Consider the following 24,289-nt stretch of genomic DNA (forward strand, 5'->3'; position numbering starts at 1 on the left):
TTAACACGGATTGTGAGAAAGAATATATGAACAAAGACCTTTGCAAGCGCATGGCGATGGTGTGCGCCGGCACCCTGATCATGGGCTTTGCCGTGTCCCTTTCCGTATACGCCCGCCTGGGTACGGACCCCTGCACCTGTATGAACACCGGGCTGGCGCGCCTGCTCGGCATGAGCTTCGGCGTATGGCAGCTGATCATGAACAGCATCGTGCTGGTTTTCACCTTTTTCTTCGCCCGCGATAAGATCGGCTTCGGCACGGTCGTCAACATGGTCGCCGTCGGCTTCCTGGTGGACTTTTTCAGCTGGCTCTACACCTTTTTCCTGCCGCCGGAGCCGCCGCTCTTCCTCAGGGCCGCCTGCATGCTTCTGGGCGTCGGCATTCTCGCTTTTACCGCCGCGCTTTACATGTATCCCGAGCTGGGCGTTTCGCCCTACGACAGCATCGGCTTCATCCTTGTCCGCTTCCTTCACGCGCAGTACCGCTGGTGCCGCATCGGCTACGACGTTACGGCCGTCCTTCTCGGCGCCTCTTTGGGCGGCGTTGCGGGAATCGGCACCGTCATCACCGCGTTCTGCATGGGGCCGCTGATTAAATTTTTCGGCGACCGGATGCCGAAATGGTTTCCCCTGGAAAGGAAACCCCTGATGAGCAAATAAAAAAGACCCGAAAAGACGTTTTTTCCGTCTGCCCGGGCCTTTTTTCTGTTTTCATCCGCGGCGGCAGCGCACGCCGCTTCCCGCGAATCGGCTATTTCAGAAAGCCGTCGATGATTTTCTGCGCTCCGGCGTTGTCGTCCGACACGCACAGGATGACATATTTTCCGCTTTTCACCAGAACGGGCGATTTCAGCTTCGCCATTTCCTGCGGCTGATAATCCGTAAAACCGTCCCGCTGGTCCTCTATTCTGTTCTGTGCGGCCTCTTCCACCTTCCCGGCGGAAGCTTCGTCCTTTGCCTCAAAAGCCGCCACTTCCTCCGCCGTGGCCCCGGTGCTTTCATAAACGTCCGATTTGGAAACGGCGCTTTCGTCAAGCCCGTACAGCTTGAGCGCCGTTTTGCCGTCGAGCTTCGACATTTGATCCGAAAACCGGATCGAGGATATCAGTTTTTCCGCGACCTCCCCGGTGTCCACCGGCTTCGGGGCGTCCGCGGCACAGCCCGCCGCAAACAGCAGCGCGCACGCCAGAATAACCATGACCGCTCTTCTCATTGTCTTCCTAATCCCTTTCCCCATTCGTGTGCGCCCGCAGGTACTCGCACCATTTTCTGCAGTATTCCCTATTTAAATGCACTCCGTCGGCCGAAGCGTCTTCGGGCAGGTTCCCCTCCGAATCGGAAACCGCCGTATTGACCGCGAGATAGCGCACCTTGCTTTTCGCGGCCATCTCTTCGATCGCTTGATTGTACGCTTCGATTTTCCGATTGTTGTACACCTTATCCGCGCCGGATTTTTTCGCCGTCACCGGAAGGATGGACTGTACGTAAATCACAGCGCCCGGCTGGCTGGTTTTGATTCCGTCAATGACCTTCTGGTAGTCCTGGATAAAGGTGTTGAAGCTGCTCCAGCCAAGCTCGTTTACGCCCAGCATAATATAGACTTTCCCGTATTTCTTTTCTTTAAGCGCCTGCATCACCGGCAATTTTTTTCCGCGGATCTCAATGGACGGCTTCGTGAAGATCGTGCTGACCATCAGCCCTTTCACGGCGTAGTAGGCCGCGTTGTCCAGCCCGTCGTAATTTCGCAGCGCTTCCGTCCGGCTGTCCCCGATCAGCAGCGCGTCGTCAAAATATCCCGCCGGAGCGACGGCGTCCCGCGGGGTGCTGCTGAGCGGTACGGCGGGCGACGAAATCACCTCGGGCGGAAGGCCGGCCGCCGGCTCCGCCTTTGACGGACCGCCGTCCGGCGGCGCGCTGCTCACCGTCTCCGGAACGGAGCTCTGCGGCCGCGCGGCGCCGTGGACCATCTGGCTGATTCCCCTGAAAGCGGCAAAGGCGCCCAGCCCGATCAGATACAGGACCCCCGCCAGAAAGATGCAAATGGCCAATCTTCGAAAAAAACGCCTTCTTTTGTATTGTTTGTACCTTGTAACCTGCATCCAACCGCACCCCGCGTTTACTGACAGCCATCTGCAAAATAAAGCGACGATATTTCAAACGATTTTTCTGATTTCCCATTCAGAAAAACCGTAATTCGATACTCCCTCTCGATTTGTTGCGCTCACTGTCGTGCTTAATCTTGGAACGTTTCAACGGGTTCTATTATACCTCAAAACCTGTTTTTTTGGAAGTACAAAACAAGGGTATGACAAAACTGTCATGCCCTTGTAATCATTGTTATCATTTGCTTTGGATGGTCACAGACCTGTAACCGTTGCTTCTTCTGAAAGATTATTTCTGCGCTTCGAAAACCGCAACCGCACAGGCCACCGTAGCGCCGACCATCGGGTTGTTGCCCATGCCGATCAGCCCCATCATTTCCACGTGCGCGGGAACGGAAGAGGAGCCGGCAAACTGAGCGTCGCCGTGCATGCGTCCCATGGAATCCGTCAGTCCGTAGGAAGCGGGGCCGGCGCCCATGTTGTCCGGATGCAGGGTGCGGCCGGTGCCGCCGCCGCTGGCGACGGAGAAATACTTCCTGCCGTTTTCCTGCGCCCACTTCTTGTAGGTGCCGGCGACCAGATGCTGGAAGCGGGTCGGGTTGGTGGAGTTGCCGGTGATGGAAACGTCGACGCCCTCCGCCTGCATGATCGCAACGCCCTCGCGGACGTCGTTCGCGCCGTAGCACTTGACCGCCGCGCGCTCACCGTCGGAGAATGCCTTTGTCTCAACGACCTTCAGCTCGTCGTTGAAGAAGTCGAAATCGGTCTTTACATAGGTAAAGCCGTTGACTCTTGAAATGATATACGCGGCGTCCTTGCCGAGGCCGTTCAGGATAATCCGGAGCGGCTCCTTGCGGGCGCGGTTCGCGGTGCGGGCAATTCCGATGGCGCCTTCGGCGGCGGCAAAGGATTCGTGGCCCGCCAGGAAAGCAAAGCACTTCGTCTCGTCACGCAGGAGCATGGCGCCCAGGTTGCCGTGGCCCAGGCCGACTTTTCTCTGCTCGGCGACGGAACCGGGAACGCAGAACGCTTCCAGACCGGCCCCGATCTTTTCGGCGGCCTCGGCGGCGGACTTTACGCCGGTCTTGACTCCGATTGCACAGCCGAGGGTATAGGCCCAGCTTGCGTTCTCAAACGCGATGGGCTGTACGCCCTTGACAATTTTATCTACATCGATCCCTTTGGAAAGGCAAAGGTCGCGAGCGTCTTCGAGGCTGGCAAGGCCATACTCGGCAAGACACTTCTCTATTTTGGCCATTCTTCTTTCTTTTCCTTCAAACATGACATCGTTAGCCATATAGTTTGTCCTCCTTTATGGTCTTTATTATTCTTCACGCGGGTCAATATACTTTGCCGCGTTGTCAAAGCGGCCGTACTGACCGATATTCTTTTTATAAGCCTCTTCCGGGCTCACGCCGTGACGGATGTCCTCCATCATCTTGCCGAGCTTGACAAACTGATAACCGATTACCTCGTTGTTCTCATCCAGCGCGGTTTTCAAAACATAGCCTTCCGCCATTTCCATGTAGCGGACGCCCTTCGCGCCGGTGCTGTACATGGTGCCGACCTGGGAACGGAGCCCCTTGCCAAGGTCCTCCAGGCCCGCGCCGATCGGAAGCCCGCCCTCGGAAAACGCGGTCTGGCTGCGGCCGTAGGCGAGCTGCTTGAAGATTTCTCTCATAGCGACGTTGATCGCGTCGCAGACAAGGTCCGTGTTCAGGCACTCGAGCAGGGTTTTGCCCGGCAGGATTTCGGCGGCCATCGCCGCGGAGTGGGTCATGCCGGAGCAGCCGATGGTTTCCACCAGAGCCTCCTGTACAATACCTTCCTTCACATTCAGAGTCAGCTTGCAGGCGCCCTGCTGCGGAGCGCACCAGCCCACGCCGTGGCTCAAACCGGAAATATCCTTGATTTCATATGCCTTGACCCATTTCCCTTCTTCAGGAATCGGTGCGGGGCCGTGTTTTGGGCCCTTTGTTACAGTACACATTTTTTCCACTTCTGGGGAATAATTCATATCGGTACTCCTTTCGGTTTCAGTATTGGTTTTATTTCCATACAACCAAACATACTGTTTTATTATAGTTGATTTTTTGCCTTTTATCAATAGAAACATGTCCAATAATTAATAATTTAACAAATAGAAGCCGGGGAACCCGCGCCCTGAAATTCTTCCATAAATTCCCATGAAAAAATAAAGGTCGGATTCTTGTATCAGCCGTCGAAAAATGCTACGATAAAGGCAAATCTAATATATTGGGGAGATAAAAATGCAAGAACCGAACTCCGCGTACCAAAACCCTGCGGTCTATGAAGACAGCGCGCCTCTTTCCATCGGCAGTTATCTGGTCATGATGCTCGTGGGGGCGATCCCCGTGGTGGGCCTCGTCATGATGCTTGTGTGGGCGTTCAGCGGCAGCGCCAACACCAACCGCAAAAATTATGCCCGCGCCTTTCTGATCGTGATGTTGATCGGCGTTGTTCTCAGCATCATTTTCGGGGCGGCTTTCGTTTCGCTCCTTTCTTCCATCGGGGCGGCAAGTTACTGATCGGTTCAGCGCAGACGGCGGACGGGGTTCCGCCGTCTTTTTTTCTTCTGACCCGGCGGGGCCAATATTCATGAATTCTTCTTTATTTTTATCAAGCCGTATGATATACTGATTTTATATGCAAAATCTATAATTGATTTTCTGCGATATTTCAGAGGTGACTTTATGAGTAATATTCTGACCGCCTTTTTCGGCAATTACAGCAAACGCGAGCTGAAGCGCATTCAGCCAGTCTGTGATGCCGTTCTGGCACTGGAGGACAAGTATAAAGGGATGTCCAACGAAGAGCTGATCGCCCAGACCCCCGCGCTGAAGGAGCGCCTGTCGAACGGGGAAACGCTCGACGGCATCCTGCCGGACGCCTTCGCGGTCTGCCGCGAGGCCTCGGACCGCGTTCTGGGGATGCGCCACTTCCCGGTGCAGATCATCGGCGGGATCGTGCTTCACCAGGGCCGCATCAGCGAAATGAAGACCGGCGAAGGAAAAACGCTGGTCGCCACCCTTCCGGCCTACCTGAACGCCCTGTCCGGAAAAGGCGTTCATGTTGTAACCGTCAACGACTACCTTGCCCGCCGCGACTCCGAATGGATGGGCAAAATCTACCGCTTTCTGGGCCTGAGCGTCGGCCTGATCGTACACGATCTGGAAAACGACGAGCGCAAGAAGGCGTACAACGCCGACATCACCTACGGCACAAACAACGAGTACGGCTTCGACTACCTGCGCGACAACATGGTCATTTACAAGGAAAACAAAGTGCAGCGCGGCCACAACTTCGCCATCGTCGACGAAGTGGACTCCATCCTCATCGACGAGGCCCGCACCCCGCTGATCATTTCCGGCCAGGGCGACAAGTCCACGGAGCTTTACAATGTGGCCGACCACTTCGCGCAGACCCTGAAAATGGTGAAGGTCGCGGAGCTGAACGACAAAGAGGACAACGACGAGCTGTACAAGGGCGCCGATTATATTGTGGACGAAAAGGCAAAGACCGCCACGCTGACGCAGTCCGGCGTGAAGAAGGCCGAAGCCTATTTCAAGCTTGACAACCTGACCGACGCCGACAACATCACGATCCAGCACCACATCAACCAGGCGATCAAGGCGCGCGGCGTCATGCAGAAGGATATCGACTACGTCGTCAAGGACGGCGAGGTCATCATCGTCGACGAGTTCACCGGCCGCCTGATGTACGGCCGCCGCTACAACGAGGGCCTGCACCAGGCGATTGAGGCCAAGGAAGGCGTAAAGGTCGCGCATGAAAGCAAAACGCTCGCCACGATCACCTTCCAGAATTTCTTCCGGTTATACGACAAGCTTTCCGGTATGACCGGCACCGCCATGACGGAAGAGGAAGAATTCCGTGAAATCTACAAGCTGGACGTCGTCGAGGTCCCGACCAACAAGCCGATGGTCCGCAAGGACTTCCCGGATGTTGTCTATAAGACGGAGAAAGCGAAATTCAACGCGGTCATCGAGGATATCATCGAGCATCACGAAAAGGGGCAGCCGGTTCTGGTCGGCACCATTTCCATTGAAAAGTCGGAAGAGCTCAGCGCGCTGCTGTGCCGCCGCGGCGTCAGGCACGAAGTGCTGAACGCGAAATACCACGACAAGGAAGCGGAAATCGTCGCGCAGGCCGGCCACAAGGGCGCCGTCACCATCGCCACCAATATGGCCGGACGCGGCACCGACATTGTGCTGGGCGGCAACAGCGAATATATGGCGAAGTCCGAAATGCGCCGCCTGCAGTTCTCGGAAGAACTCATCAGCGAATCCACCGCCTACTCCGAGACAGCGGATGAAGAAATTTTAAACGCCCGCAAGACCTTTGCGGAGCTGGATGAAAAATACAAGGCTCAGATCAAACAGGAAGCGGAAGAGGTCAAAGCCGCCGGCGGCCTTTACATCATCGGTACGGAGCGCCACGAATCCCGCCGTATCGACAACCAGCTGCGCGGACGTTCCGGCCGTCAGGGCGACCCCGGTATGAGCCGTTTCTACATTTCGCTGGAAGACGATCTCATGCGTCTGTTCGGCGGCGAGCGCATCAATAACCTGATGGAACGCCTGAATGTGGATGAGAACACCCCGATCGAAAACAAAATGCTCAGCAATACCATTGAGGGCGCCCAGCGCAAGATCGAAGGCCGCAACTTCGGCATCCGCAAGAACGTCCTCCAGTTCGACGACGTTATGAGCCGCCAGCGTGAAATCATCTACGGCCAGCGCGACCAGGTGCTGAACGGAGAAAATATCAAGGACCAGATCATCAAGATGATCGAGCAGGCCATCGAGTCCCAGGTCCACCAGTACATGCCCGAAACCGCGCTGCACGACGACTGGAATTTCCAGGGCCTGCGCGACCACTACATGGGCTGGCTGCTCACCCCGGAGGATCTTGTTTACACCAAGGAAGAGATCGAAAAGCTGGAGCCCGATTATGTCAAGAACGAGCTGATCGAAAAGGCGAAAGCGCTGTACGAAAAACGCGAGCAGCAGTTCGGCGAGGAAATCGCCCGCGAGCTTGAGCGCGTCATTCTTCTGAAAAACGTCGACTCCGAGTGGATGGATCATATCGACGCCATGGAAGAGCTGCAGAAGGGCATCCGCCTGCGCGCTTACGGCCAGCACGACCCGGTGGTCGAGTACCGTCTGGAAGGCTTTGACATGTTCGACGCGATGATCGCGACCATCCGCGAAAACACCGCGCGCATGATGCTCACCGTCCAGCTCCGTTCCGCGGAAGAACCGAAGCGCGAGCAGGTCGCCACGCCGACCATGAGCAGCGGCGGCGACGGCAGCGACACGAACCGCACCATACGTAAAGGCAAGAAGCCGGGCCGCAACGACCCGTGCCCGTGCGGCAGCGGCAAAAAATATAAAAAATGCTGCGGCAGGGATGAATAATCCAGCCCCGCTCAAAATAGAAACAGCATGGAGTCCGGCTGAACTCCATGCTGTTTTCTATTTGGATGTTTTCATTCCCCCACGTCCGGAAGTGAGGGTTTTGATCAGGTCGAACACGTAATTGCTGCCCCGGCTGACGAGGATTCCCGTCAGGATGCTGCCGACAAGCGGAACCGAGGTTTTCATCCCCACCATGGCCAGCATGTCGACCCCGTAGGCGACGGAAACGAATACGCCCAGCAGGATGGAAAAGACCATTTCCCATTTCAGGACCCCTTTGACAAAGAACTGGTTGATATAGGTAATGACCCCTTCCACAATGACCGCCAGAAAAAACAAGCCGAAATACTCCATATGACCGCCCTCCTCATCTGACCGCCGCGGCGTGTTTCGCCGCAGCCCGATTTCCCTTTGCCTGTTCCAATTCTATGCGGGAAATCCGCCGTTCAATACAGAGTCCGAAAGTTTTGACTCCCGGTGAGGGACCATGCGGTCGGGAAGCGGACCTTCCGGTCAGGAAGCGCCTACGGTGATGTTCACAGGCAGTTATTCCTGGGGGAACTCCCTCCGTCGCGCCGGGCGCGCCGCCTCCCTCTAAGAGGGAGGCAGGGGGTTAGGCAATAAGCAGGCCGACAAAAAGGGCCCGCCGCCTGGCAGGCCCCTGATAATTTTATTCGCCGAACATATCCTTGATCTTATCGATAAAATTCTTACGCTTCTGATAGTTCTTTTCCTCAGCGACATTGTCGAACTCCTGCAGGATTTCCTTCTGCCGCTGGGTCAGGTTTTTCGGCACCTCAATCGTCATGCGCACGAACTGGTCGCCGCGCCCGTGCCCGCCGATCCGGGGGATGCCCTTGCCCTTCAGCTTAAATACGTCGCCGGGCTGTGTGCCCTCGCGCACATGGTAGCTGACGCGGCCGTCGATGGTCGGCACGACGACCTCCGCGCCGAGCGCCGCCTGGGTATAGGTAATCGGCACCTCGCACCAGATGTCGTTGCCGCGACGCTCAAAAATGGGATGGGGCCGCACATTGACATACACGCGCAGATCTCCGCCCGGGCCGCCGTTGGTTCCGGCGTTTCCCTGTCCGCTTACGCTGAGAATCTGCTCGTTGTCGATCCCGGCGGGGACGTTGACCTCAATCGTTTTCTGCCGGCGTATCCGTCCGGTCCCGCCGCAGGTTCCGCAGGGGTTGTCGATCACCTTTCCGGTCCCGCCGCAGCGGTCGCAGCTTCTGCTGGTCTGTACCACGCCGAACGGTGTGCGCTGGCTGATGCGCACTTGTCCCGTTCCGCCGCAGTTCGGGCAGGTTTTGGCGGAGGTCCCCTTCTTTGCGCCGGTGCCGCCGCAGTCGCTGCAGGTATCTATCTTCTGGTAGGATATATTTTTGCGGCAGCCCTTTGCCGCTTCCTCAAAGCTTATGTTTACCGTCGCCTCGGTGTCGCTGCCGCGCCGCGGCGCGTTTGGGCTGGCGGAACGGCCTCCAAAGCCGCCGCCGAAACCGCCGCCGAAAAAGCTGTTGAATATGTCGCCCAGATCAATGTCGCCGGTAAAGGGGCTTCCTCCGCCCGTACCGCCGCCGAAGTTGGGATCGACGCCCGCGTGGCCGAACTGGTCGTAGCGCGCTTTTTTATCCTTATCGGAAAGCACCTCGTATGCTTCGTTTACCTCTTTGAATTTTGCCTCGGCTGTCTTGTCCCCCGGGTTTAAATCCGGGTGATACTGCTTCGCAAGCTTACGGTAAGCCTTTTTGATCTCTTCGTCCGTGGCATTTTTCGGCACGCCCATTACTTCATAATAATCCCTTTTATCAGCCAAACCAAATCACTCCTAAAATAATGAAAAATGAATAAATGAAGGAGGAAGAGTCCCTTGGCGTTCCTTCAAAATGCATTTTATTGTTATTGCTGAAATTGCCGCTCAACCCATGATTGCCAGCTCCCCCAAACGAAGAGCTGGCCACCACAGTCATTCATCTTTCATGAATCGTTATTCATTGTAAAAAGCAAGCCGGAGATTACTTTTTGTTGTCGTCGTTTACATCCTTGTACTCCGCGTCGTACACGTTGCCGCCGTTCGCGTCCTGCGGCGGTACGGGCTGGCCGTCTGCCGGCTGCTGCGGCGCCGCATTCTTGTAGAGCTTTTCACTGACCGCGTACATCGCCTTCTGCAGTTCTTCCGACTTTGCCTTCATATCGTCGACATTGCCTGCGGAGATGGCCTCTTTCAGGGAAGCGACCTTTGCGTTCAGGTCGGTCTTGTCGGACTCGTCGATCTTGTCGCCGTTATCCTTGATCAGCTTTTCAACCGCGTAGCACATATTCTCGGCTTCGTTCTTCTGGTCGACTTCCTCACGGTGTTTCTTATCCTCCGCCGCGAATTTCTCGGCTTCCTGAACAGCCTTGTTGATGTCGTCCTTGCTCATGTTGGAGCTGGAGGAAATCGTGATCTTCTGCTCCTTGCCGGTGCCCATATCCTTGGCGGATACGTTGACGATACCGTTGGCGTCTATATCAAAGGTAACCTCGATCTGGGGGATTCCGCGCGGTGCCGGGGCAATGCCGTCCAGCTTGAACAGGCCGAGCTGCTTGTTGTCGCGGGCGAATTCGCGCTCGCCCTGCAGGACGTTGACCTCAACCTGGGTCTGGCCGTCCGCCGCGGTGGAGAAGATCTGGCTCTTCTTGGTCGGGATGGTGGTGTTGCGCTCGATGATCTTCGTCATGACGCCGCCCATGGTCTCTACGCCGAGGGACAGCGGAGTAACGTCCAGAAGCAACAGGCCTTCGACCTCGCCGCCCAGCACGCCGGCCTGAATCGCCGCGCCGATGGCGACGCACTCGTCCGGATTGATGCCCTTGAACGGGTCTTTTCCCGTAAAGCCCTTGACAGCGTCCTGCACGGCGGGGATTCTGGAGGAACCGCCGACCAGCAGGACCTTGTTGATCTGCTCGATCTTCAAGCCGGAATCGGAAAGCGCCTGGCGGACCGGGCCCATTGTCTTTTCCACAAGGTCCGCGGTCAGCTCGTTGAACTTCGCCCTGGTCAGGGTCAGGTCAAGGTGCTTCGGGCCGGAGGCGTCCGCCGTGATGAACGGCAGGTTGATGGAGCTGGAGGTCATGCCGGAAAGCTCGATCTTCGCTTTTTCGGCCGCTTCCTTCAGCCTCTGCATCGCCATCTTGTCGCCGGAAAGGTCGATGCCGGTTTCCGCCTTGAAGGAAGAAGTCATCCAGTCCATGACGCGCTTGTCGAAGTCGTCGCCGCCAAGGCGGTTGTTGCCCGCGGTGGCCAGAACCTCCTGCACGCCGTCGCCCATTTCAATAATGGAAACGTCGAATGTACCGCCGCCAAGGTCGTAAACCATGATCTTCTGGTCCTCGCCCTTGTCGATGCCGTAGGAAAGCGCGGCAGCCGTCGGTTCGTTGATGATACGCTTTACATCAAGCCCGGCAATCTTACCGGCGTCCTTTGTCGCCTGGCGCTGTGCGTCGGTAAAATACGCCGGGACGGTGATCACCGCGGAAGTGACCTTTTCTCCCAGATAGGCTTCCGCGTCGCCCTTCAGCTTCTGAAGGATCATTGCGGAAATTTCCTGGGGAGTATAGCTTTTCCCGTCGATATTGACCTTATAGTTGGAACCCATTTCTCTTTTTATGGAAGAGACGGTGCGGTCCGGATTGGTAATCGCCTGACGTTTCGCGACCTGACCGATCATACGCTCGCCCGTTTTTGAAAAAGCAACAACGGAAGGGGTGGTTCTGGCGCCTTCTGCGTTCGCAATGACGACCGGCTCGCCGCCCTCGATCACCGCAACGCAGGAATTGGTAGTGCCTAAGTCTATGCCTATTGTCTTTGACATACTGTTTACCTCCAAAAAAATAAGTTTAAAATTGAAGAATCAATCTATGAAGAATTTTGAAAATTACCTGAAATCAGCCAAATCAGTTCGCGACCTGCACCATCGCGTGGCGCACGATCTTATCCCCGATTTTGTATCCCTTCTGGAACACCTGCACGACGGTGTTTTCCCCGGCGTTTTCGTCCTCCACATGGGAAACCGCGTTGTGAAGATCCGGATTAAAGATTTCCCCGGCCTCTCCCATCTCGGTTACGCCGAGCTTTGCGAGCGCCCCTTTCAGCTGCACGCCGACCATTTCAACCCCCTTGCGAAGGTCCTCCACGGTGCAGTCCTGCTGCTTCAGCGCCCGTTCAAGGTTATCCGCCACGGGTAAAAACTCCGTGACCGCAGCGGCGGTCGCGTCGGCGTATACCGCCGTTTTTTCGCGTTCCGTCCGTTTGCGGTAGTTATCGTATTCCGCGGCCGTGCGGAGCAAAAGCTCTTTTTGCTTTTTCAGCTCCTCCTGTGCCTGTTCCAGCCGAGCCTGCGCGTCGTCCTTCGGTTTTTCCTGTCCGGCCGGATTTTCCGCCGCCGCAGCCTCCCCGGCGCGGGCTTTTTCCGCCTTAGAGGTTTCCTCCGGCTTGCCCGCAGAGGCTTTTTCGGGCGTTCCGGAAGCTTTCGCCTGCTTTTTATCCACTTGCTCTTTTTGGTTTTTTTCCAAAACAGTGACCCCTTTCTATTCCATATCCAATAGCTCCGTCAGCATTCTTCCGACGGAGCCGGAGAGATATTCAATATTGGAAATGACCTTCCCGTAATTCATGCGCGTAGGGCCGATAATGGCGATCGCGCCCGCGTCCCTGCCGCCGACCGAGTACCGGGAGACCACCACGCTGGATTCGCTCAGCTCGGGCCGTTTGCTTTCCTGACCGATCAGCACCTTCATGCTGTTGGTCTGCTGCATCAGAAGGCGGGAAAGCTCCTGCGGCCGGGAGAGGAAATCCATAATGCGGCGGATGCCCGCCTGCCCCAGCTCGTTGCAGAACAAAAGGTTCATTTCCCCGTCCAGGCAGACCCCCGTCTGCATGGTGTCCTGCGCCACGTCCAGCACCGCCATCAGCGCGTCGCTCATCAGCATCGTCATGTTTCCCAGGGACGCGGCAAGGGACTGGATGTACGCCGGCGTAATGGTGGAAACCGGCAACCCGACCAGCTTTTCGTTCAGCACCCTGAAAAACACGCGCAGGATTTCGGGGGTAATATCGAAATCGCAGTGGAAAACGCGGCTTTTCATGGTGCCCGCGGAGGTCATCAGAATGGCCATCGCGGTCCTTCGGCTGGTCTGCACAAACTGAATGGCGCGGATGTCCGCCGAGCTTCCGCTCGGCGTGGTGGAAACGGCCGCGAACCGGGTCATTCCCGCCAGCGCCCGCGCAACGCCGTCCAGCAGCTTTTCGGGGTCGTACGCGCTCGGCAGCAGCAGGCTGTCGATATAGCGCTGCTCTTCCCTGGAAACCGGATGCTTTTTCATCAGCGTGTCGATATAAACGCGGTAGCCCTTGTGGGAAGGAATCCTTCCCGCGGAGGTGTGCGGCTGCTCCAGCAGCCCCATTTCCGCAAGGTCGCTCATTTCATTGCGCACCGTCGCGGAGGACACGGTGAAATCAAGGGTGTCGCAAAGCGCCTTGGAACCCACCGGTTCGCCGGTCGCGACATATAAATCAACGACAGCCGCCAGAATTTTCTGTTTCCGTTCGCTTAACTCCAACCCTCTCACCTCGCCTTTTTATATTTTAGCACTCTAATAGTTCGAGTGCTAAATCTAATTAATAATTTACCATTACTTTACCCCATTGTCAATATAGTATTTGTAAACTCTTTGTGAAATCGTAAATTTCTGTTCTTTCGGCAGGCGGAGGACCGCCGCTTTCCATTTTTCAAGAGTTATGATAGAATAATTTCATATCAAACAACCCTGATTTTGATTGGAAATGGAGACACGATGGAACAGAATGCATTCGGCGGCAAATACGCCCGCCTGATCAAAGATCTGGAGCCGGACTGTGAAAAATGCAGCGGCCTGTGCTGTGTGGCGCTGTACTGCGCAAAAACGGACGGTTTTCCGGCCGATAAAGGCGCCGGAACGCCCTGCCAATATTTAGCGCCTGATTTCCGCTGCGGGATTCACGCCGATTTGAAAGAAAGAAAAATGAGCGGCTGCCTTGCTTACGAATGCCTGGGAGCGGGACAGAAAACGACACAAATTGATTCCTCCGGCGGAGACTGGAAGGCAGACCCCGGTCGGGCGGAAACGATCTTTCAGACCTTTTCCGTCCTTTTTCAGCTCCACCAGATTTTATGGTACCTCATAGAAGCGGCTTCCCTGACCTCGGACGAAAAGACGGCGGCAGCCGTTGACGCTCTTATCAGGGAAAATCAGCAAATGACCCGATTGCCCCACGGCAGCCTTTTGAAGCCGGGCATTGCCGGACACAAATCAAAAGCGGACAATCTATTGAAAAAAATCATCGGGAGCATTTCGGCTGAAGGCCCTGCATCACGCCAAAAGGCCGACTTTTTGGGAAAAAACTTCAGGAAAGCGGACCTTGACCGAAAAGATTTCAGCATGTCGCTCCTGATAGCAGCCGACCTGGAAGGCTGCAGTTTAGACAGAACTGTTTTTTTAGGGGCCGACCTCCGCGACGCAAACCTGAAAAATACCGATTTAAGCAGGAGTGTTTTTCTGACACAAATGCAGATAAACTCCGCAAAGGGCAACAGAAATACCAGGCTTCCCGCCGGGCTGCGCCGCCCGTCGGCATGGTAGCGCGCTGTTTGTAAATCCGTTCAGAGCCGGCCGCCAATATAACGAAAAACACGGAAACGCCCGCCGCTGCTCCGTGTTTTTTCTTACCGAATATTCACCCGCTGTACAAAATTTCCGCCGTCAGCAGGTTGGAAACCAGAAATCCCCGCGGCGTAAAGCGGAACCCGCCGTCTTTGCAGACGGTCAGCCCGCCCTTTTCATAAAGCTTCGCCGCTTTCAGCATCCGCGCGGGAAGCCCCGTGCCGAACCGCGCGCGGCAGCCTTCGTCCGTCAACCCTTCCGTCAGGCGCAGGGCGAGCATGGCGTATTCCTCAAACCCGCCGCCGTCCCCGTCCGGCACGGGCTCTCCGCCGTTCAGAAACGCCGAAAGGCTTCTCGGATAACAGAACCGTTTCCCCTCCATGAACGAATGCGCCGCCGGTCCGATCCCCAGATATTCCTCACAGCGCCAGTATTTCAGGTTGTGGCGGCTCTCAAAGCCCGGTTTCGCGAAATTGGAGATTTCGTACTGGTGAAACCCGCGCTTTTCCAGCTCCTCGTAGGCGAACAGATAGAGGTCGCCCGCCTCGTCGTCGTCCGGAACGCACAGCGTTTCCTTCTTTTTTCCGTAAACCGTATCCGGCTCGATTTTCAACAGATAGGCGGAAAGATGTTGAATCCCCGCGTCCGCGCAGAAATCAATCGAGCGCAGAAGGCTTTCCCTCGTTTGCTTCTGGACGGCAAGCATCAGGTCGAGGGAGAGATTGTCAAAACCCGCGTCCTGTGCGTAAGCGACCGTTTTTTTCGCCTGTGCGGCGGTGTGCCGCCGGCCCAGAAGCGAAAGCTCGTCCCCGTTTGCGGACTGCAGGCCGACCGACAGGCGGTTTGCCCCCGCCGCGCGGATTTCCCGCAAAAAGCCGCGCAGATCCTCCGCGGGATTGACCTCCACGGTAATTTCCGCGCCGTCCAGCCCAAAGCATTCCCTTGCGCGCGCAAGGATCGCGGACAGCCGCTCCGCGCCGAGCAGGTTCGGGGTGCCGCCGCCGAAGTACAGCGTGTCGGCCCTCCGCCCGTACCGCCCCGCGTACGACCCGAGCGCCGAGAGCACCCGCCGGGTGTACCGGTCCATTTTCTCCCCGTCGGCTGGCAGGGAATAAAAGTCGCAGTACGGGCATTTGCCGTCGCAGAACGGCACATGGAGATAAAGGCCGAAAGGCTTTTCGTTATTCATCCAGCTTCAGCACACTCATAAACGCCTCCTGCGGCACCTCCACCGTGCCGAGCTGGCGCATGCGCTTCTTGCCTTCCTTCTGTTTTTCCAGCAGCTTCTTTTTGCGCGTGATATCTCCGCCGTAGCACTTGGCCAGAACATCCTTGCGCATGGCCTTGACCGTTTCGCGCGCGATGATCCTGCCGCCTACGCAGGCCTGGATCGGCACCTCAAAAAGCTGGCGCGGGATTTTCTCCGACAGCTTCTCCGCCATCTTGCGCGCGCGCGGATACGCCTTGTCGGCGTGGATAATAAAGGAAAGCGCGTCCACCACGTCGCCGTTGAGCATGATGTCCAGCTTGACGAGGCTGCTCTTTTTGTATCCGCTCAGCTCATAGTCAAACGAGGCGTAGCCGCGGGTACGGGATTTCAGCGCGTCGAAAAAGTCGTAGATGATCTCGTTCAGCGGCAGCTCGTAATGGATGTCCACACGGTCGGTGTCGATGTATTTCATATCCTTGAAGACGCCGCGCCTGTCCTGGCAAAGCTCCATAATATTACCGACATATTCGCTCGGCGTATAGATGTGGGCGTTGGTGATCGGCTCCTCCGCCTGCGAAATCAGCGACGGGTCGGGGTAATTGGTCGGGTTGTCGATATGGATCACTTCCCCGTTGGTTTTCGTGATCCGGTAAACCACGCTGGGGGCGGTGGTAATAATGTCGAGATTGTATTCGCGTTCCAGCCGTTCCTGAATGATCTCCATATGCAGAAGGCCCAAAAAGCCGCAGCGGAAGCCGAAGCCGAGCGCGACGGACGTTTCCGGCTCAAACGACAGCGCCGCGTCGTTCAGCTGCAGCTTGTCCAGCGCGTCGCGCAGGTCGGGATAGCGCGCGCCGTCCGCGGGGTAAATCCCGCAGAAAACCATCGGCTGCACCGAGCGGTAACCCGGCAGCGGCGTTTTGGCGGGGTTGTCCGCCAGCGTAACGGTGTCGCCCACGCGGGCGTCCTTCACCGCCTTGATGGAAGCGGCGATATAGCCGACCTCCCCGGCGCTGAGCCCCGCGCTCGGCTCCAGGCAGGTCGCGCGGCCGTAGCCGCACTCCACCACGGTGAACTCCGCGCCCGTCGCCATCAGCCGGATGGTGTCGCCCGGACGCACCTGCCCGTCCTTCAGCCGCACATGGATGATCACGCCCTTGTACGCGTCGTAGTAGGAATCAAAAATCAGCGCCTTGAGCGGCGCGTTTTCGTCGCCCTGCGGGGACGGAACGTGTTTGACGATCTGCTCCATCACCTGGTCGATGTTCGTTCCCAGCTTTGCCGAGATGCACGGCGCCTCGTCCGCGGGAATCCCGATGACGTCCTCGATTTCCGCGCGCACCTTTTCCGGCTGCGCGCTGGGCAGGTCGATCTTATTGATGACCGGAACGATTTCCAGCCCGGCGTCCACCGCCAGATAGGTGTTCGCCAGCGTCTGCGCCTCGATCCCCTGGGAAGCGTCCACCACCAGCACCGCACCTTCACAGGCGGCGAGCGAACGCGAAACCTCGTAGTTAAAGTCCACATGGCCCGGGGTATCGATCAGATTGAAAACATAGTCCTGCCCGTCCTGCGCGCTGTAAACGAGCGTAACGGCGTGCGCCTTGATGGTGATGCCCCGTTCGCGCTCCAGATCCATGTTGTCCAGCAGCTGATTTTCCATATCGCGCAGCGCGACGGATTTCGTCTGCTCCAAAATGCGGTCGGCCAGCGTGCTTTTCCCGTGGTCAATGTGCGCGATAATGCTGAAATTCCGTATTCTCTCGCGTGGTATCGACAAATTTATCACCTAATCCTCAAAGATAATATGGCTTCCGTTTTCCGGCCAATTCCGGAAAAAAACATAAAACGACCCGGCAGTCAGACTGAAAATGCCGGAAAGATAATGAATAATATATTATAACACAGATCACGAATTCTGAACAGTATGCCGTGCATGCCGTGCGGCAGGGTGAAATTTTTATAAAAGGCGCGGAACAAAGCCCGGTGAAGTCCGGACTGTAAGACACGCATAAAAACAGCGGCGTACCGGGAAATTTCTTCGCCGGCGCGCCGCCATGATCAATATTTCAGATTTCGGTAATACTTGTCGTTCAGCAGGCGTTTCTTGTGCGAGCGGTTCGGACGGCGGTACCGTTTGCGGCCTCCCCCTCTCGGCGGACGGCGGTTGCTGAACACGACGATCAGCACCACGACAATGCCCAGCGCGATACACACCCACGAAAGGATCCCGATCCAGTTCATCTTTTTGTTGGCCGCGGTATCCACGATCACGGAGCTGAGCGGGTTGTTTTCCTCTATGCTGTCCACACTGGGAAGAACAATTTCGCTGGATTCCTCCCCGCTGCTGAAAAGCCCGCCGGAAACGTTGCCGGAGACATCACCGGAAGCTTCGGAGAAAATTTCCGAGGATACCGGCTTTTTGCTTGTGACCGGCCTTCTGGAGCTGACGGCAGCCTTGCTTGAAACGGTGCCCGCGGCGGACTGTGAGGAAGCCTGGGACGACTGACGGCTCAGAATTTCTTCCACCTGTTCCGGCGTTATCTCAGTTGCCAGGGCGGTAACGGAATACAATGAAAACATAAAGATCAATATGAATACGGAAAACCATATTTTCTTATGTTGATTCATGATACGTTTCCTCCACAGCATTCTCTCTCAATGATAATACGAAATTATTATACCATACTTTCGCCACATTGCAAGTTTCCTGCCATGTTTTGCCGGTAATCTGGTAAAGAAGGGTTTTGTCGTCACCAAAGCCGATTCTGCGGGAATTGGCGTCGACTTCCGCCATGCCGAAAAGCAGTGCAAGGACGCAAAGCGTGCTGAAAAACGACGCAAAGAAAATCCTTTTCCTTTTTCTTTCCATTTTTTTAACATCTTTTCCTTTCCGCTTATGTCAGGCCGTTCAGAACGTTGACCAGCGCTTTTCCAAACAGCTCCCCGGAGTACACCGCCTCGTCAAGGGTGTTGACCTCGGTGCCGAACTCGATCAGCAGGGAGCCTTTCGTCAGATTTTCATTGTACTTCCTCGCGCAGAAATTCAGGGGCCGCGCCAGACCGGGGTATAGATCCGCCAGCGACTTCTGCAGCCGCACGGCCAGCCTGAAATTGTATTCCCAGTTGGGGAACCCGAGCGTGTCGTCGTCGTCGCAGCCGGAGATGATCATCACCTGCGCGGCCTTCCTGCCATTGACCGTCGCGGTCGGCTTGATCCTTGTTCCGTCGGAGGTGCCCATCGCGTCGCGGTGGATGTCGAGCGTCACCTGGATGCCCGGATATTTCTTCAGGTTGTTCTGCATCGTCACCTTGGAGCGGTCATACGAGCCGTTGTAGCTCGGGTAGTCGTGCAGGGTGGTATCGTGCACCACGTTGATTCCGGCGGCCTTCAGCTGCGCGGCGATCTGGTCGCCCACGGCGACCACGCTTTTCGCTTTGTCCTGGCTGCGCGTATCGCCCAGGAACGCCTCCGTCGTGTGGGTGTGGTAGATCAGAACCTGCGGCGTCGAATTTTTGACGATTTTTACCGCCGGCTGTTTCTGAAGCTCCGAAGCGATGTCGACCGTATGGTTTTTATTCGTATTTTTTACCCATATATTATTGTATTGGGAACCGGAATTGGAAATGCTCATTTCCTTCACGCCCTTCGGCAGCGTAACGGGCGGCGACGACGCGCTTGACGCTGTGCCCGAGGTGGCCTGTGAGCTTGCACCCGTACCGGAGCTGCTTTGTGACGAAGCCGGGGCGGAGCTTACGCCCGAAGAAACCGGCGCCTCGCTGCTCCCGTGCTCATTATCCTCTTCATCCTCTTCCAGATAATCCTCTTTCATTGCCTCGGCGGCACCCGCGGGCATGATAAAGCCCGCCGCGGCGAACGCCGCGTCCTTTGCCTGCAGCACGGGCAAACGCCCCAGAACGCACGCGACCGCCGCAAACACCAATGCAACCGAGCAGATTCCCATTCCCTTTTGCATCCAGTTTTTCATATCCTGCCCCCATTGAATGATATTCATTCTTATGCGGGCGGGACAAATTTCATGATGCTTCAGGTCAATTCTTCAAAATCCTCAACACTGAGAGAGGGGTTCAGCGCCACGTTGATCCCCATGCTCAGCAGTCTCGCGCCTCTGGAAATAATCAGGTCGATTTCGCGCGGGGTCACCATCATCTGGGCGCCGCGCGGCGCGATTTTCTCCTCAGAACCGTCCGTTTCGCCGTCCAGCAGGTCCGCCGCCAGAGTGGCCGCGTCCACCACGGTCGGAATCCCCATGCTGACCACCGGAACGCCGAGCGTGCTTTCGTCGATGCGCGGCCTTGCGTTTCCCACCCCGGCCCCGGGGGAAATCCCCGCGGAACAAAGCTGCACCGTACAGCCCAGCCGGGCGGGGCTGCGCGCCGCAAGCGCGTCGACCGCAACCACGGCGTCCGGGTTCAGCTCCTTGACCAGCGCCTGCAGAAGCTCCACGGCCTCAATCCCCGTGCAGCCCAGCACCCCGGGGCTCACCACGGAAACGGGACGCAGCCTGTCCAGGCCCGTCACCTTTGCCAGCTCGCCCTTGATATGCCTTGTCGCCAGAATTTTTTCGGCGACGAGCGGCCCCAGCGCGTCCGGCGTAATGGCGCGGTTCCCAAGCCCCGCCACCAGGACGCTTCCCTTCTCCGGCAACAGAGCGGACAGCTCCTGCGCGGTCAGGGTCAGCAGGCTGTTGTCGCTGTCGATATGGTCGGAAATCGCCTGGACCTCCAGCGTAACATACGTGTTGCCCTCCTCGTCTATCCGTGTGACCGTGCAGTCCTTTTCTTTCCGTGTAACGTGCCTGCTGGGTTCCGTATTTTCCAGCGCAAGATCGGTACGGAATACCATAAAAATCAGCCCTTTCCTATTTTTTTTAAAACACTTGCATTTTTTGTCCATCGATGGTATTATTATTGATACGTGACAATACCAAAGGAGGTGGAATCATGCCTAACATTAAATCAGCCAAAAAACGCGTAAAGGTTATTGCTACAAAAACACTCATCAACAAGTCCTTTCATTCCGGACTGAAAACTGATATAAAGAAAGCAAACCTTGCCGTAGAATCCAATGATGCCAACAAAGCGGATGCCGTTAAGGTTGCGATTAAGAAGATTGACCAGGCTGCGGCAAAGGGAATCCTGCACAAGAACACAGCCGCAAGAAAGAAATCAGCTCTTGCACGCAAGCTGAACGCAGCAAATGCATAACCCTGAATACGCGGTTTAAAAGCAAAAGCAGAGCCTTGCGCCCTGCTTTTTTATTATCCTCCGGAGCGCAGGGGCGAATTTCCATAAACTTGCCGCTTTGATTGACTTTTCAAAAAGAATTGGTTATTATATATTATATAAACAGGATCTAATCATGATAAACGGAGGTGCTCGTTTTGAAAAAATGTAATACATTATCCATATTGATTACAGTTATTTCCGCTATGACGGCCGTCGCGGCGGCTGTTGTTGCCGTCGTCCTCTTCTTTGAGAAAAAGAAAAAGGATGAAGAGGAGCTTGAGCACTACCTGGATTGTTCCATACAGTAAGGGACTTCCTCCGGTGCCGTAACAGGATACGGGCAGGTTTTGATACCTGCCCGTTTTTTTTCATGCTTTTAGCCTTACCATATATTTTTTGAAATACGTACGGTAATACAGCTTCCATATCTCCCACAGAAGCATGCCGATGATCTGGCCGTTGATAATCCTGAAAATCCTGTACAGGATTTTCAGAACGAGAAAGGTTTTGCTAGCTCTTATCTCCCGACTTTGAAAACAGGGCGGCAACGTATCCGAAGAACACGGCCGCCGCAATACCCGCGGCACTCGCCGCGACGCCGCCGGTAAACGCGCCCAGCAAACCCTGTTCCCTGACCGCTTCAAGCGTCCCTTTCGCCATCAGATACCCAAAACCGGTCAGCGGCACCGTAGCGCCGGCCCCCGCAAAGTCCACAAGCGGCCCGTACAGCCCCAGCCCCGTCAGCGCCACACCCAGTGTGACAAACAAAACAAGGATTCTGGCCGGCGTCAGCTTCGTAAAATCAATCAGCACCTGGCCGATCGCGCAAATGGCTCCGCCGATCAAAAAAGCCCATAAATAATCCATGTTTTTCACCTCGGTTTTATTTTCGCCGGATGATCGCTTCAATATACATTCCAAAGAATTAAATCAGCAAAAAACACCGCCGGAAGCTCTCCGGCGGTGTTTTTCGGCGTTCTAACGGACCGCGGGCATATCGCCCGGCTCGTGGGAACCGCCGTTAAAATAAATATCGTACCAGACGAGGAAAACGAAAATCGTCCAGATCTTGCGGTTGTTGTCCCGCTTCCCGCTGTAGTGGTCGTCAAGGAATTTCATCAGCTCGTCGGTATTGAAGAACTGCTTTGCGGTTTTGCCCGTAAAGGCATCCTTTACAAGGTTATAATATTTTTCATCCCTGAGCCATACGCGCGTCGGCACCGGGAACCCCAGCTTTTTCTTCTGCGCGGTCGCGTCCGGCAGATGCTTCATCGCGGCAAGGCGCATCGCGTACTTGGTGTTTTCCTTATTCACCCGCAGCTTTCTCGGAATGCGGGAAGCGACCCCGAACACCTCTTTGTCGAGGAACGGCACGCGCAGCTCCAGCGAATTCGCCATGCTCATGCGGTCCGCTTTCAGAAGGATGTCGCCGACCAGCCAGACGTTGATGTCCAGATACTGCATCTTGGTCACGTCGTCCTTGTCCTTTACGCGGTCGTAATACGGCTTTGTCAGCTCCTGCGGACGGGTGACCGGAATATCACTTTTCAGCAGACGGCGTTTTTCGTCCATGGTAAACATGCTGCAGTTGCCGATGAAGTTTTCCTCGATCGGCAGCGCGCCGCGCATCAGGAAGCTTTTCCCCCGGAAGGAAAACGGCAGCGCCTTCGCAACCGCCGCCAGCGCCCTGCGCAGGCCGAGCGGCAGCTTTTTGTAGCCTGCAAAATCATCCGGCTCGTGATAAATATTGTATCCGCCGAACAGCTCGTCCGCGCCCTCGCCGGAAAGCACCACCTTCACGTACTCGCTCGCCATTTTGGAAACAAAATAGAGGGCGATGCAGGACGCGTCGGCCAGAGGCTGGTCCATATGGTACTGCACCTTGCGGATATTTCCCCAGTATTCGTCGGCGGAAATGACCTTATAGTGGTGTTCCACGCCGATTTTTTCGGATAAGTTCTTCGCCCAGTCGATTTCGTTGTATTTTTCCCCGTAGTCGAACCCGACCGTAAAGGTCTTCTGCCCGGCGAAGTAGGTGGAAACATAGCTGGAATCCACGCCGCTGGACAGGAAGCACCCGACTTCCACGTCGCTGATTTTGTGCGCGCTGACCGAGTCCTCAAAAACCTTTTCGATTTCCTCGACGGCCTGTTCCCGGGTCATGCCGGGGTCCTCGCTGAATTCCGGCTCCCAGTAGCGGTGGGTTTCGACCTTGCCGTCCTTGTACCAGAGGTAGTGCGCCGGCATCAGGCAGTAGACATTCTCGAAGAAGGTTTCCGGCGGAACGGCGTATTCAAACGAGATATAATTGTTCAGCGCGTTCTTATTGAATTTCTTTTCAAAGCCGGGAAATTCCAGAATGCTCTTGATTTCGGAGCCGTAAACAAAATGGCCGCCGACCTGCGTGTAATGCATCGGCTTGATCCCGAAATAGTCGCGGGCAATAAACACGCTCTTTTCGACGGTGTCATAGATGGCAAACGCGAACATCCCGCGCAGCTTGGTCAGAAGGTCTTCGTGCCATTCCTCAAAGCCGTGGATCAGCACCTCGGAATCGGTCTGGGTATAAAAACGGTGCCCCTTTTCCAGCAGGATGTTTCTGAGCTCCCGGTAGTTATAGATTTCCCCGTTAAACGTAAGCACCAGGGTTTTGTTCTCGTTGTAGATCGGCTGGTCGCCCGAGGAAGCAACGTCGATGATGCTCAGGCGCCGGAAGCCCATGGAGATATCGGAATCGGTAAAAAACCCGTTGGAGTCCGGCCCCCTGTGGGTGATTTTATCCGTCATGCTTTTAATCACTGCGTCGCGGTCGATTACTTCACCGGTAAATCCGCACAATCCGCACATCTGTCTTAGTCCTCCCCGCCGCGGTACACCCGCAAAATATTTTCAGCGGCGGCGGAATCCACCGCCACAAAATCGTCGTCCCGTGAAACCGCGCCCACGCTTTCCACAATCTCCAGCGATTTGCGGTAAACGTCCATACGCGTTCCCTGCTGAACCGGCTCGTCCTCCCCCTGCAGGAAAAAGGAAAACACAACCCGGTTCTCTTTTTCATCCGCGTAGCAAAAGTATCCGGCGGAAGTCTTTCTGTCGTGTTTTTTGCCAGCCACGTCGGTGAGCGCCAGCTTGACCAGCTCCACCGCAAAATCGTTCAGCCCGGCCTCAAAAATAAGCACTTTTTCCTTCAGTCCCGCCAGCGAGGTCACCGCCCGCTTGGCCATCCCGTTAAACTGCGGAAAAGCTTCGCCCACACTGACCGGTTCCAGCTGGCAGCAGCCGCTGTTCGGCACAACATATACCATAAACTGATTTTCTTTGTCGTGATAAAGGCAAGGATAAACAAGCTGCGCTTCATAGCCGCATTCCGGACATTTCCAGTCAAACAGCGTTTCATCCAGGATGCGCTGCCGCAGATCCGGGTTTTCCCCGGCGTTGATTTCGGGGCTCATCGCTGTTTTTACCACGGCGCCGCAGTGAGGGCAGCTTACGTCCCTGTTTCCAACCGATGGCATTTTTATTTCCTCCTTAGCCTTTGCGTATTTGTTCATTATATCACAACGAATTTAAAAAAGGAATAGA

General features: G+C 55.8%; 24 protein-coding genes. 6 read left to right on the forward strand and 18 right to left on the reverse strand.

Features of this window, described 5'->3' with window-relative positions; all coding sequences use genetic code 11:
* The first annotated feature begins 26 nt into the window (after nucleotides 1-26).
* Nucleotides 27-659, forward strand: coding sequence for a YczE/YyaS/YitT family protein (locus VXK30_RS16245; RefSeq protein ID WP_275714387.1), 633 nt, complete (start codon nucleotides 27-29; stop codon nucleotides 657-659).
* A gap of 91 nt (nucleotides 660-750) precedes the next feature.
* Here VXK30_RS16245 and VXK30_RS16250 read toward each other — a convergent pair whose 3' ends face one another.
* From VXK30_RS16250 to VXK30_RS16265, 4 genes are all read right to left on the reverse strand, one after another.
* Nucleotides 751-1,212, reverse strand: coding sequence for a DUF4358 domain-containing protein (locus VXK30_RS16250; protein ID WP_275714389.1), 462 nt, complete (start codon nucleotides 1,210-1,212; stop codon nucleotides 751-753).
* A 7-nt stretch (nucleotides 1,213-1,219) separates the two neighbouring features.
* Nucleotides 1,220-2,047, reverse strand: coding sequence for a GDSL-type esterase/lipase family protein (locus VXK30_RS16255; RefSeq protein WP_275714391.1), 828 nt, complete (start codon nucleotides 2,045-2,047; stop codon nucleotides 1,220-1,222).
* Between the two features lie 343 nt (nucleotides 2,048-2,390).
* The gene (locus VXK30_RS16260; protein ID WP_038326093.1) at nucleotides 2,391-3,398 is read right to left on the reverse strand and encodes a GGGtGRT protein; all 1,008 of its coding nucleotides are present in this window, start codon (nucleotides 3,396-3,398) and stop codon (nucleotides 2,391-2,393) included.
* A 27-nt stretch (nucleotides 3,399-3,425) separates the two neighbouring features.
* Nucleotides 3,426-4,118, reverse strand: coding sequence for an iron-sulfur cluster assembly scaffold protein (locus VXK30_RS16265; protein WP_275714395.1), 693 nt, complete (start codon nucleotides 4,116-4,118; stop codon nucleotides 3,426-3,428).
* Nucleotides 4,119-4,371: 253 nt separating this feature from the next.
* On the opposite strand from VXK30_RS16265, the gene VXK30_RS16270 reads away from it, so the two are divergent.
* Nucleotides 4,372-4,650, forward strand: coding sequence for a hypothetical protein (locus VXK30_RS16270; protein ID WP_275714397.1), 279 nt, complete (start codon nucleotides 4,372-4,374; stop codon nucleotides 4,648-4,650).
* A gap of 165 nt (nucleotides 4,651-4,815) precedes the next feature.
* Entirely contained in the window at nucleotides 4,816-7,560 is a 2,745-nt protein-coding gene (gene secA / locus VXK30_RS16275; RefSeq protein WP_275714399.1) for a preprotein translocase subunit SecA, read from the forward strand.
* A 57-nt stretch (nucleotides 7,561-7,617) separates the two neighbouring features.
* On the opposite strand, the gene VXK30_RS16280 is transcribed toward secA, so the two are convergent.
* The 5 genes from VXK30_RS16280 to hrcA all read right to left on the reverse strand — a co-directional run bounded on the left by VXK30_RS16280 (nucleotide 7,618) and on the right by hrcA (nucleotide 13,167).
* Nucleotides 7,618-7,914 carry a hypothetical protein gene (locus VXK30_RS16280; protein WP_275714401.1) on the reverse strand — a complete coding sequence of 99 codons (297 nt, stop codon included), beginning with the start codon at nucleotides 7,912-7,914 and terminating at the stop codon, nucleotides 7,618-7,620.
* 316 nt (nucleotides 7,915-8,230) lie between these two features.
* Complete coding sequence (gene dnaJ / locus VXK30_RS16285) at nucleotides 8,231-9,382, reverse strand: molecular chaperone DnaJ (RefSeq protein ID WP_275714403.1); 1,152 nt, start codon at nucleotides 9,380-9,382, stop codon at nucleotides 8,231-8,233.
* Nucleotides 9,383-9,581: 199 nt separating this feature from the next.
* Complete coding sequence (dnaK, locus tag VXK30_RS16290; protein ID WP_275714405.1) at nucleotides 9,582-11,420, reverse strand: molecular chaperone DnaK; 1,839 nt, start codon at nucleotides 11,418-11,420, stop codon at nucleotides 9,582-9,584.
* An 82-nt stretch (nucleotides 11,421-11,502) separates the two neighbouring features.
* Nucleotides 11,503-12,120: a nucleotide exchange factor GrpE gene (grpE, locus tag VXK30_RS16295; protein WP_275714407.1), complete on the reverse strand. Its 618-nt coding sequence runs from the start codon at nucleotides 12,118-12,120 to the stop codon at nucleotides 11,503-11,505.
* A 15-nt stretch (nucleotides 12,121-12,135) separates the two neighbouring features.
* Nucleotides 12,136-13,167: a heat-inducible transcriptional repressor HrcA gene (hrcA, locus tag VXK30_RS16300; protein WP_275714409.1), complete on the reverse strand. Its 1,032-nt coding sequence runs from the start codon at nucleotides 13,165-13,167 to the stop codon at nucleotides 12,136-12,138.
* A 234-nt stretch (nucleotides 13,168-13,401) separates the two neighbouring features.
* Between hrcA and VXK30_RS16305 the strand changes: the two genes are divergently transcribed.
* Complete coding sequence (locus VXK30_RS16305; RefSeq protein WP_275714411.1) at nucleotides 13,402-14,226, forward strand: pentapeptide repeat-containing protein; 825 nt, start codon at nucleotides 13,402-13,404, stop codon at nucleotides 14,224-14,226.
* A 94-nt stretch (nucleotides 14,227-14,320) separates the two neighbouring features.
* Here VXK30_RS16305 and hemW read toward each other — a convergent pair whose 3' ends face one another.
* The 6 genes from hemW to gpr form a co-directional block, all read right to left on the reverse strand.
* Nucleotides 14,321-15,436 (reverse strand): radical SAM family heme chaperone HemW, encoded by a 1,116-nt coding sequence (gene hemW / locus VXK30_RS16310; RefSeq protein ID WP_275714413.1) that lies wholly within the window; start codon nucleotides 15,434-15,436, stop codon nucleotides 14,321-14,323.
* On the reverse strand, nucleotides 15,429-17,237 hold the full coding sequence (gene lepA / locus VXK30_RS16315; protein ID WP_275714415.1) for a translation elongation factor 4: 1,809 nt from the start codon (nucleotides 17,235-17,237) through the stop codon (nucleotides 15,429-15,431). Before lepA ends, hemW begins: the two co-directional genes overlap by 8 nt.
* A gap of 281 nt (nucleotides 17,238-17,518) precedes the next feature.
* Nucleotides 17,519-18,088 (reverse strand): hypothetical protein, encoded by a 570-nt coding sequence (locus tag VXK30_RS16320; protein WP_275714417.1) that lies wholly within the window; start codon nucleotides 18,086-18,088, stop codon nucleotides 17,519-17,521.
* Nucleotides 18,075-18,329 (reverse strand): hypothetical protein, encoded by a 255-nt coding sequence (locus VXK30_RS16325; protein ID WP_275714419.1) that lies wholly within the window; start codon nucleotides 18,327-18,329, stop codon nucleotides 18,075-18,077. The genes VXK30_RS16320 and VXK30_RS16325 overlap by 14 nt, the downstream gene beginning before the upstream one ends.
* A gap of 25 nt (nucleotides 18,330-18,354) precedes the next feature.
* Nucleotides 18,355-19,446 (reverse strand): stage II sporulation protein P, encoded by a 1,092-nt coding sequence (gene spoIIP, locus VXK30_RS16330; protein ID WP_275714421.1) that lies wholly within the window; start codon nucleotides 19,444-19,446, stop codon nucleotides 18,355-18,357.
* A gap of 59 nt (nucleotides 19,447-19,505) precedes the next feature.
* Nucleotides 19,506-20,324, reverse strand: coding sequence for a GPR endopeptidase (gene gpr / locus VXK30_RS16335; protein ID WP_275714423.1), 819 nt, complete (start codon nucleotides 20,322-20,324; stop codon nucleotides 19,506-19,508).
* A 98-nt stretch (nucleotides 20,325-20,422) separates the two neighbouring features.
* Between gpr and rpsT the strand changes: the two genes are divergently transcribed.
* Together rpsT and VXK30_RS16345 are read left to right on the forward strand one after the other, a co-directional pair.
* Nucleotides 20,423-20,686, forward strand: coding sequence for a 30S ribosomal protein S20 (gene rpsT / locus VXK30_RS16340; RefSeq protein WP_275714425.1), 264 nt, complete (start codon nucleotides 20,423-20,425; stop codon nucleotides 20,684-20,686).
* Nucleotides 20,687-20,862: 176 nt separating this feature from the next.
* On the forward strand, nucleotides 20,863-21,015 hold the full coding sequence (locus tag VXK30_RS16345; protein WP_170949943.1) for a hypothetical protein: 153 nt from the start codon (nucleotides 20,863-20,865) through the stop codon (nucleotides 21,013-21,015).
* A gap of 202 nt (nucleotides 21,016-21,217) precedes the next feature.
* Here the strand turns inward: VXK30_RS16345 and spoVAE are convergent, their stop codons facing one another.
* From spoVAE to VXK30_RS16360, 3 genes are all read right to left on the reverse strand, one after another.
* Nucleotides 21,218-21,574: a stage V sporulation protein AE gene (gene spoVAE / locus VXK30_RS16350; protein WP_038326109.1), complete on the reverse strand. Its 357-nt coding sequence runs from the start codon at nucleotides 21,572-21,574 to the stop codon at nucleotides 21,218-21,220.
* Between the two features lie 111 nt (nucleotides 21,575-21,685).
* Nucleotides 21,686-23,554, reverse strand: coding sequence for an asparagine synthase (glutamine-hydrolyzing) (asnB, locus tag VXK30_RS16355; protein ID WP_275714427.1), 1,869 nt, complete (start codon nucleotides 23,552-23,554; stop codon nucleotides 21,686-21,688).
* Between the two features lie 5 nt (nucleotides 23,555-23,559).
* The gene (locus tag VXK30_RS16360) at nucleotides 23,560-24,222 is read right to left on the reverse strand and encodes a CpXC domain-containing protein (RefSeq protein ID WP_275714430.1); all 663 of its coding nucleotides are present in this window, start codon (nucleotides 24,220-24,222) and stop codon (nucleotides 23,560-23,562) included.
* Between the last annotated feature and the right edge of the window lie 67 nt (nucleotides 24,223-24,289).

Origin of the sequence: Caproiciproducens sp. CPB-2 (assembly GCF_036287215.1) — a bacterium.
Taxonomy (GTDB): domain Bacteria; phylum Bacillota; class Clostridia; order Oscillospirales; family Acutalibacteraceae; genus Caproiciproducens.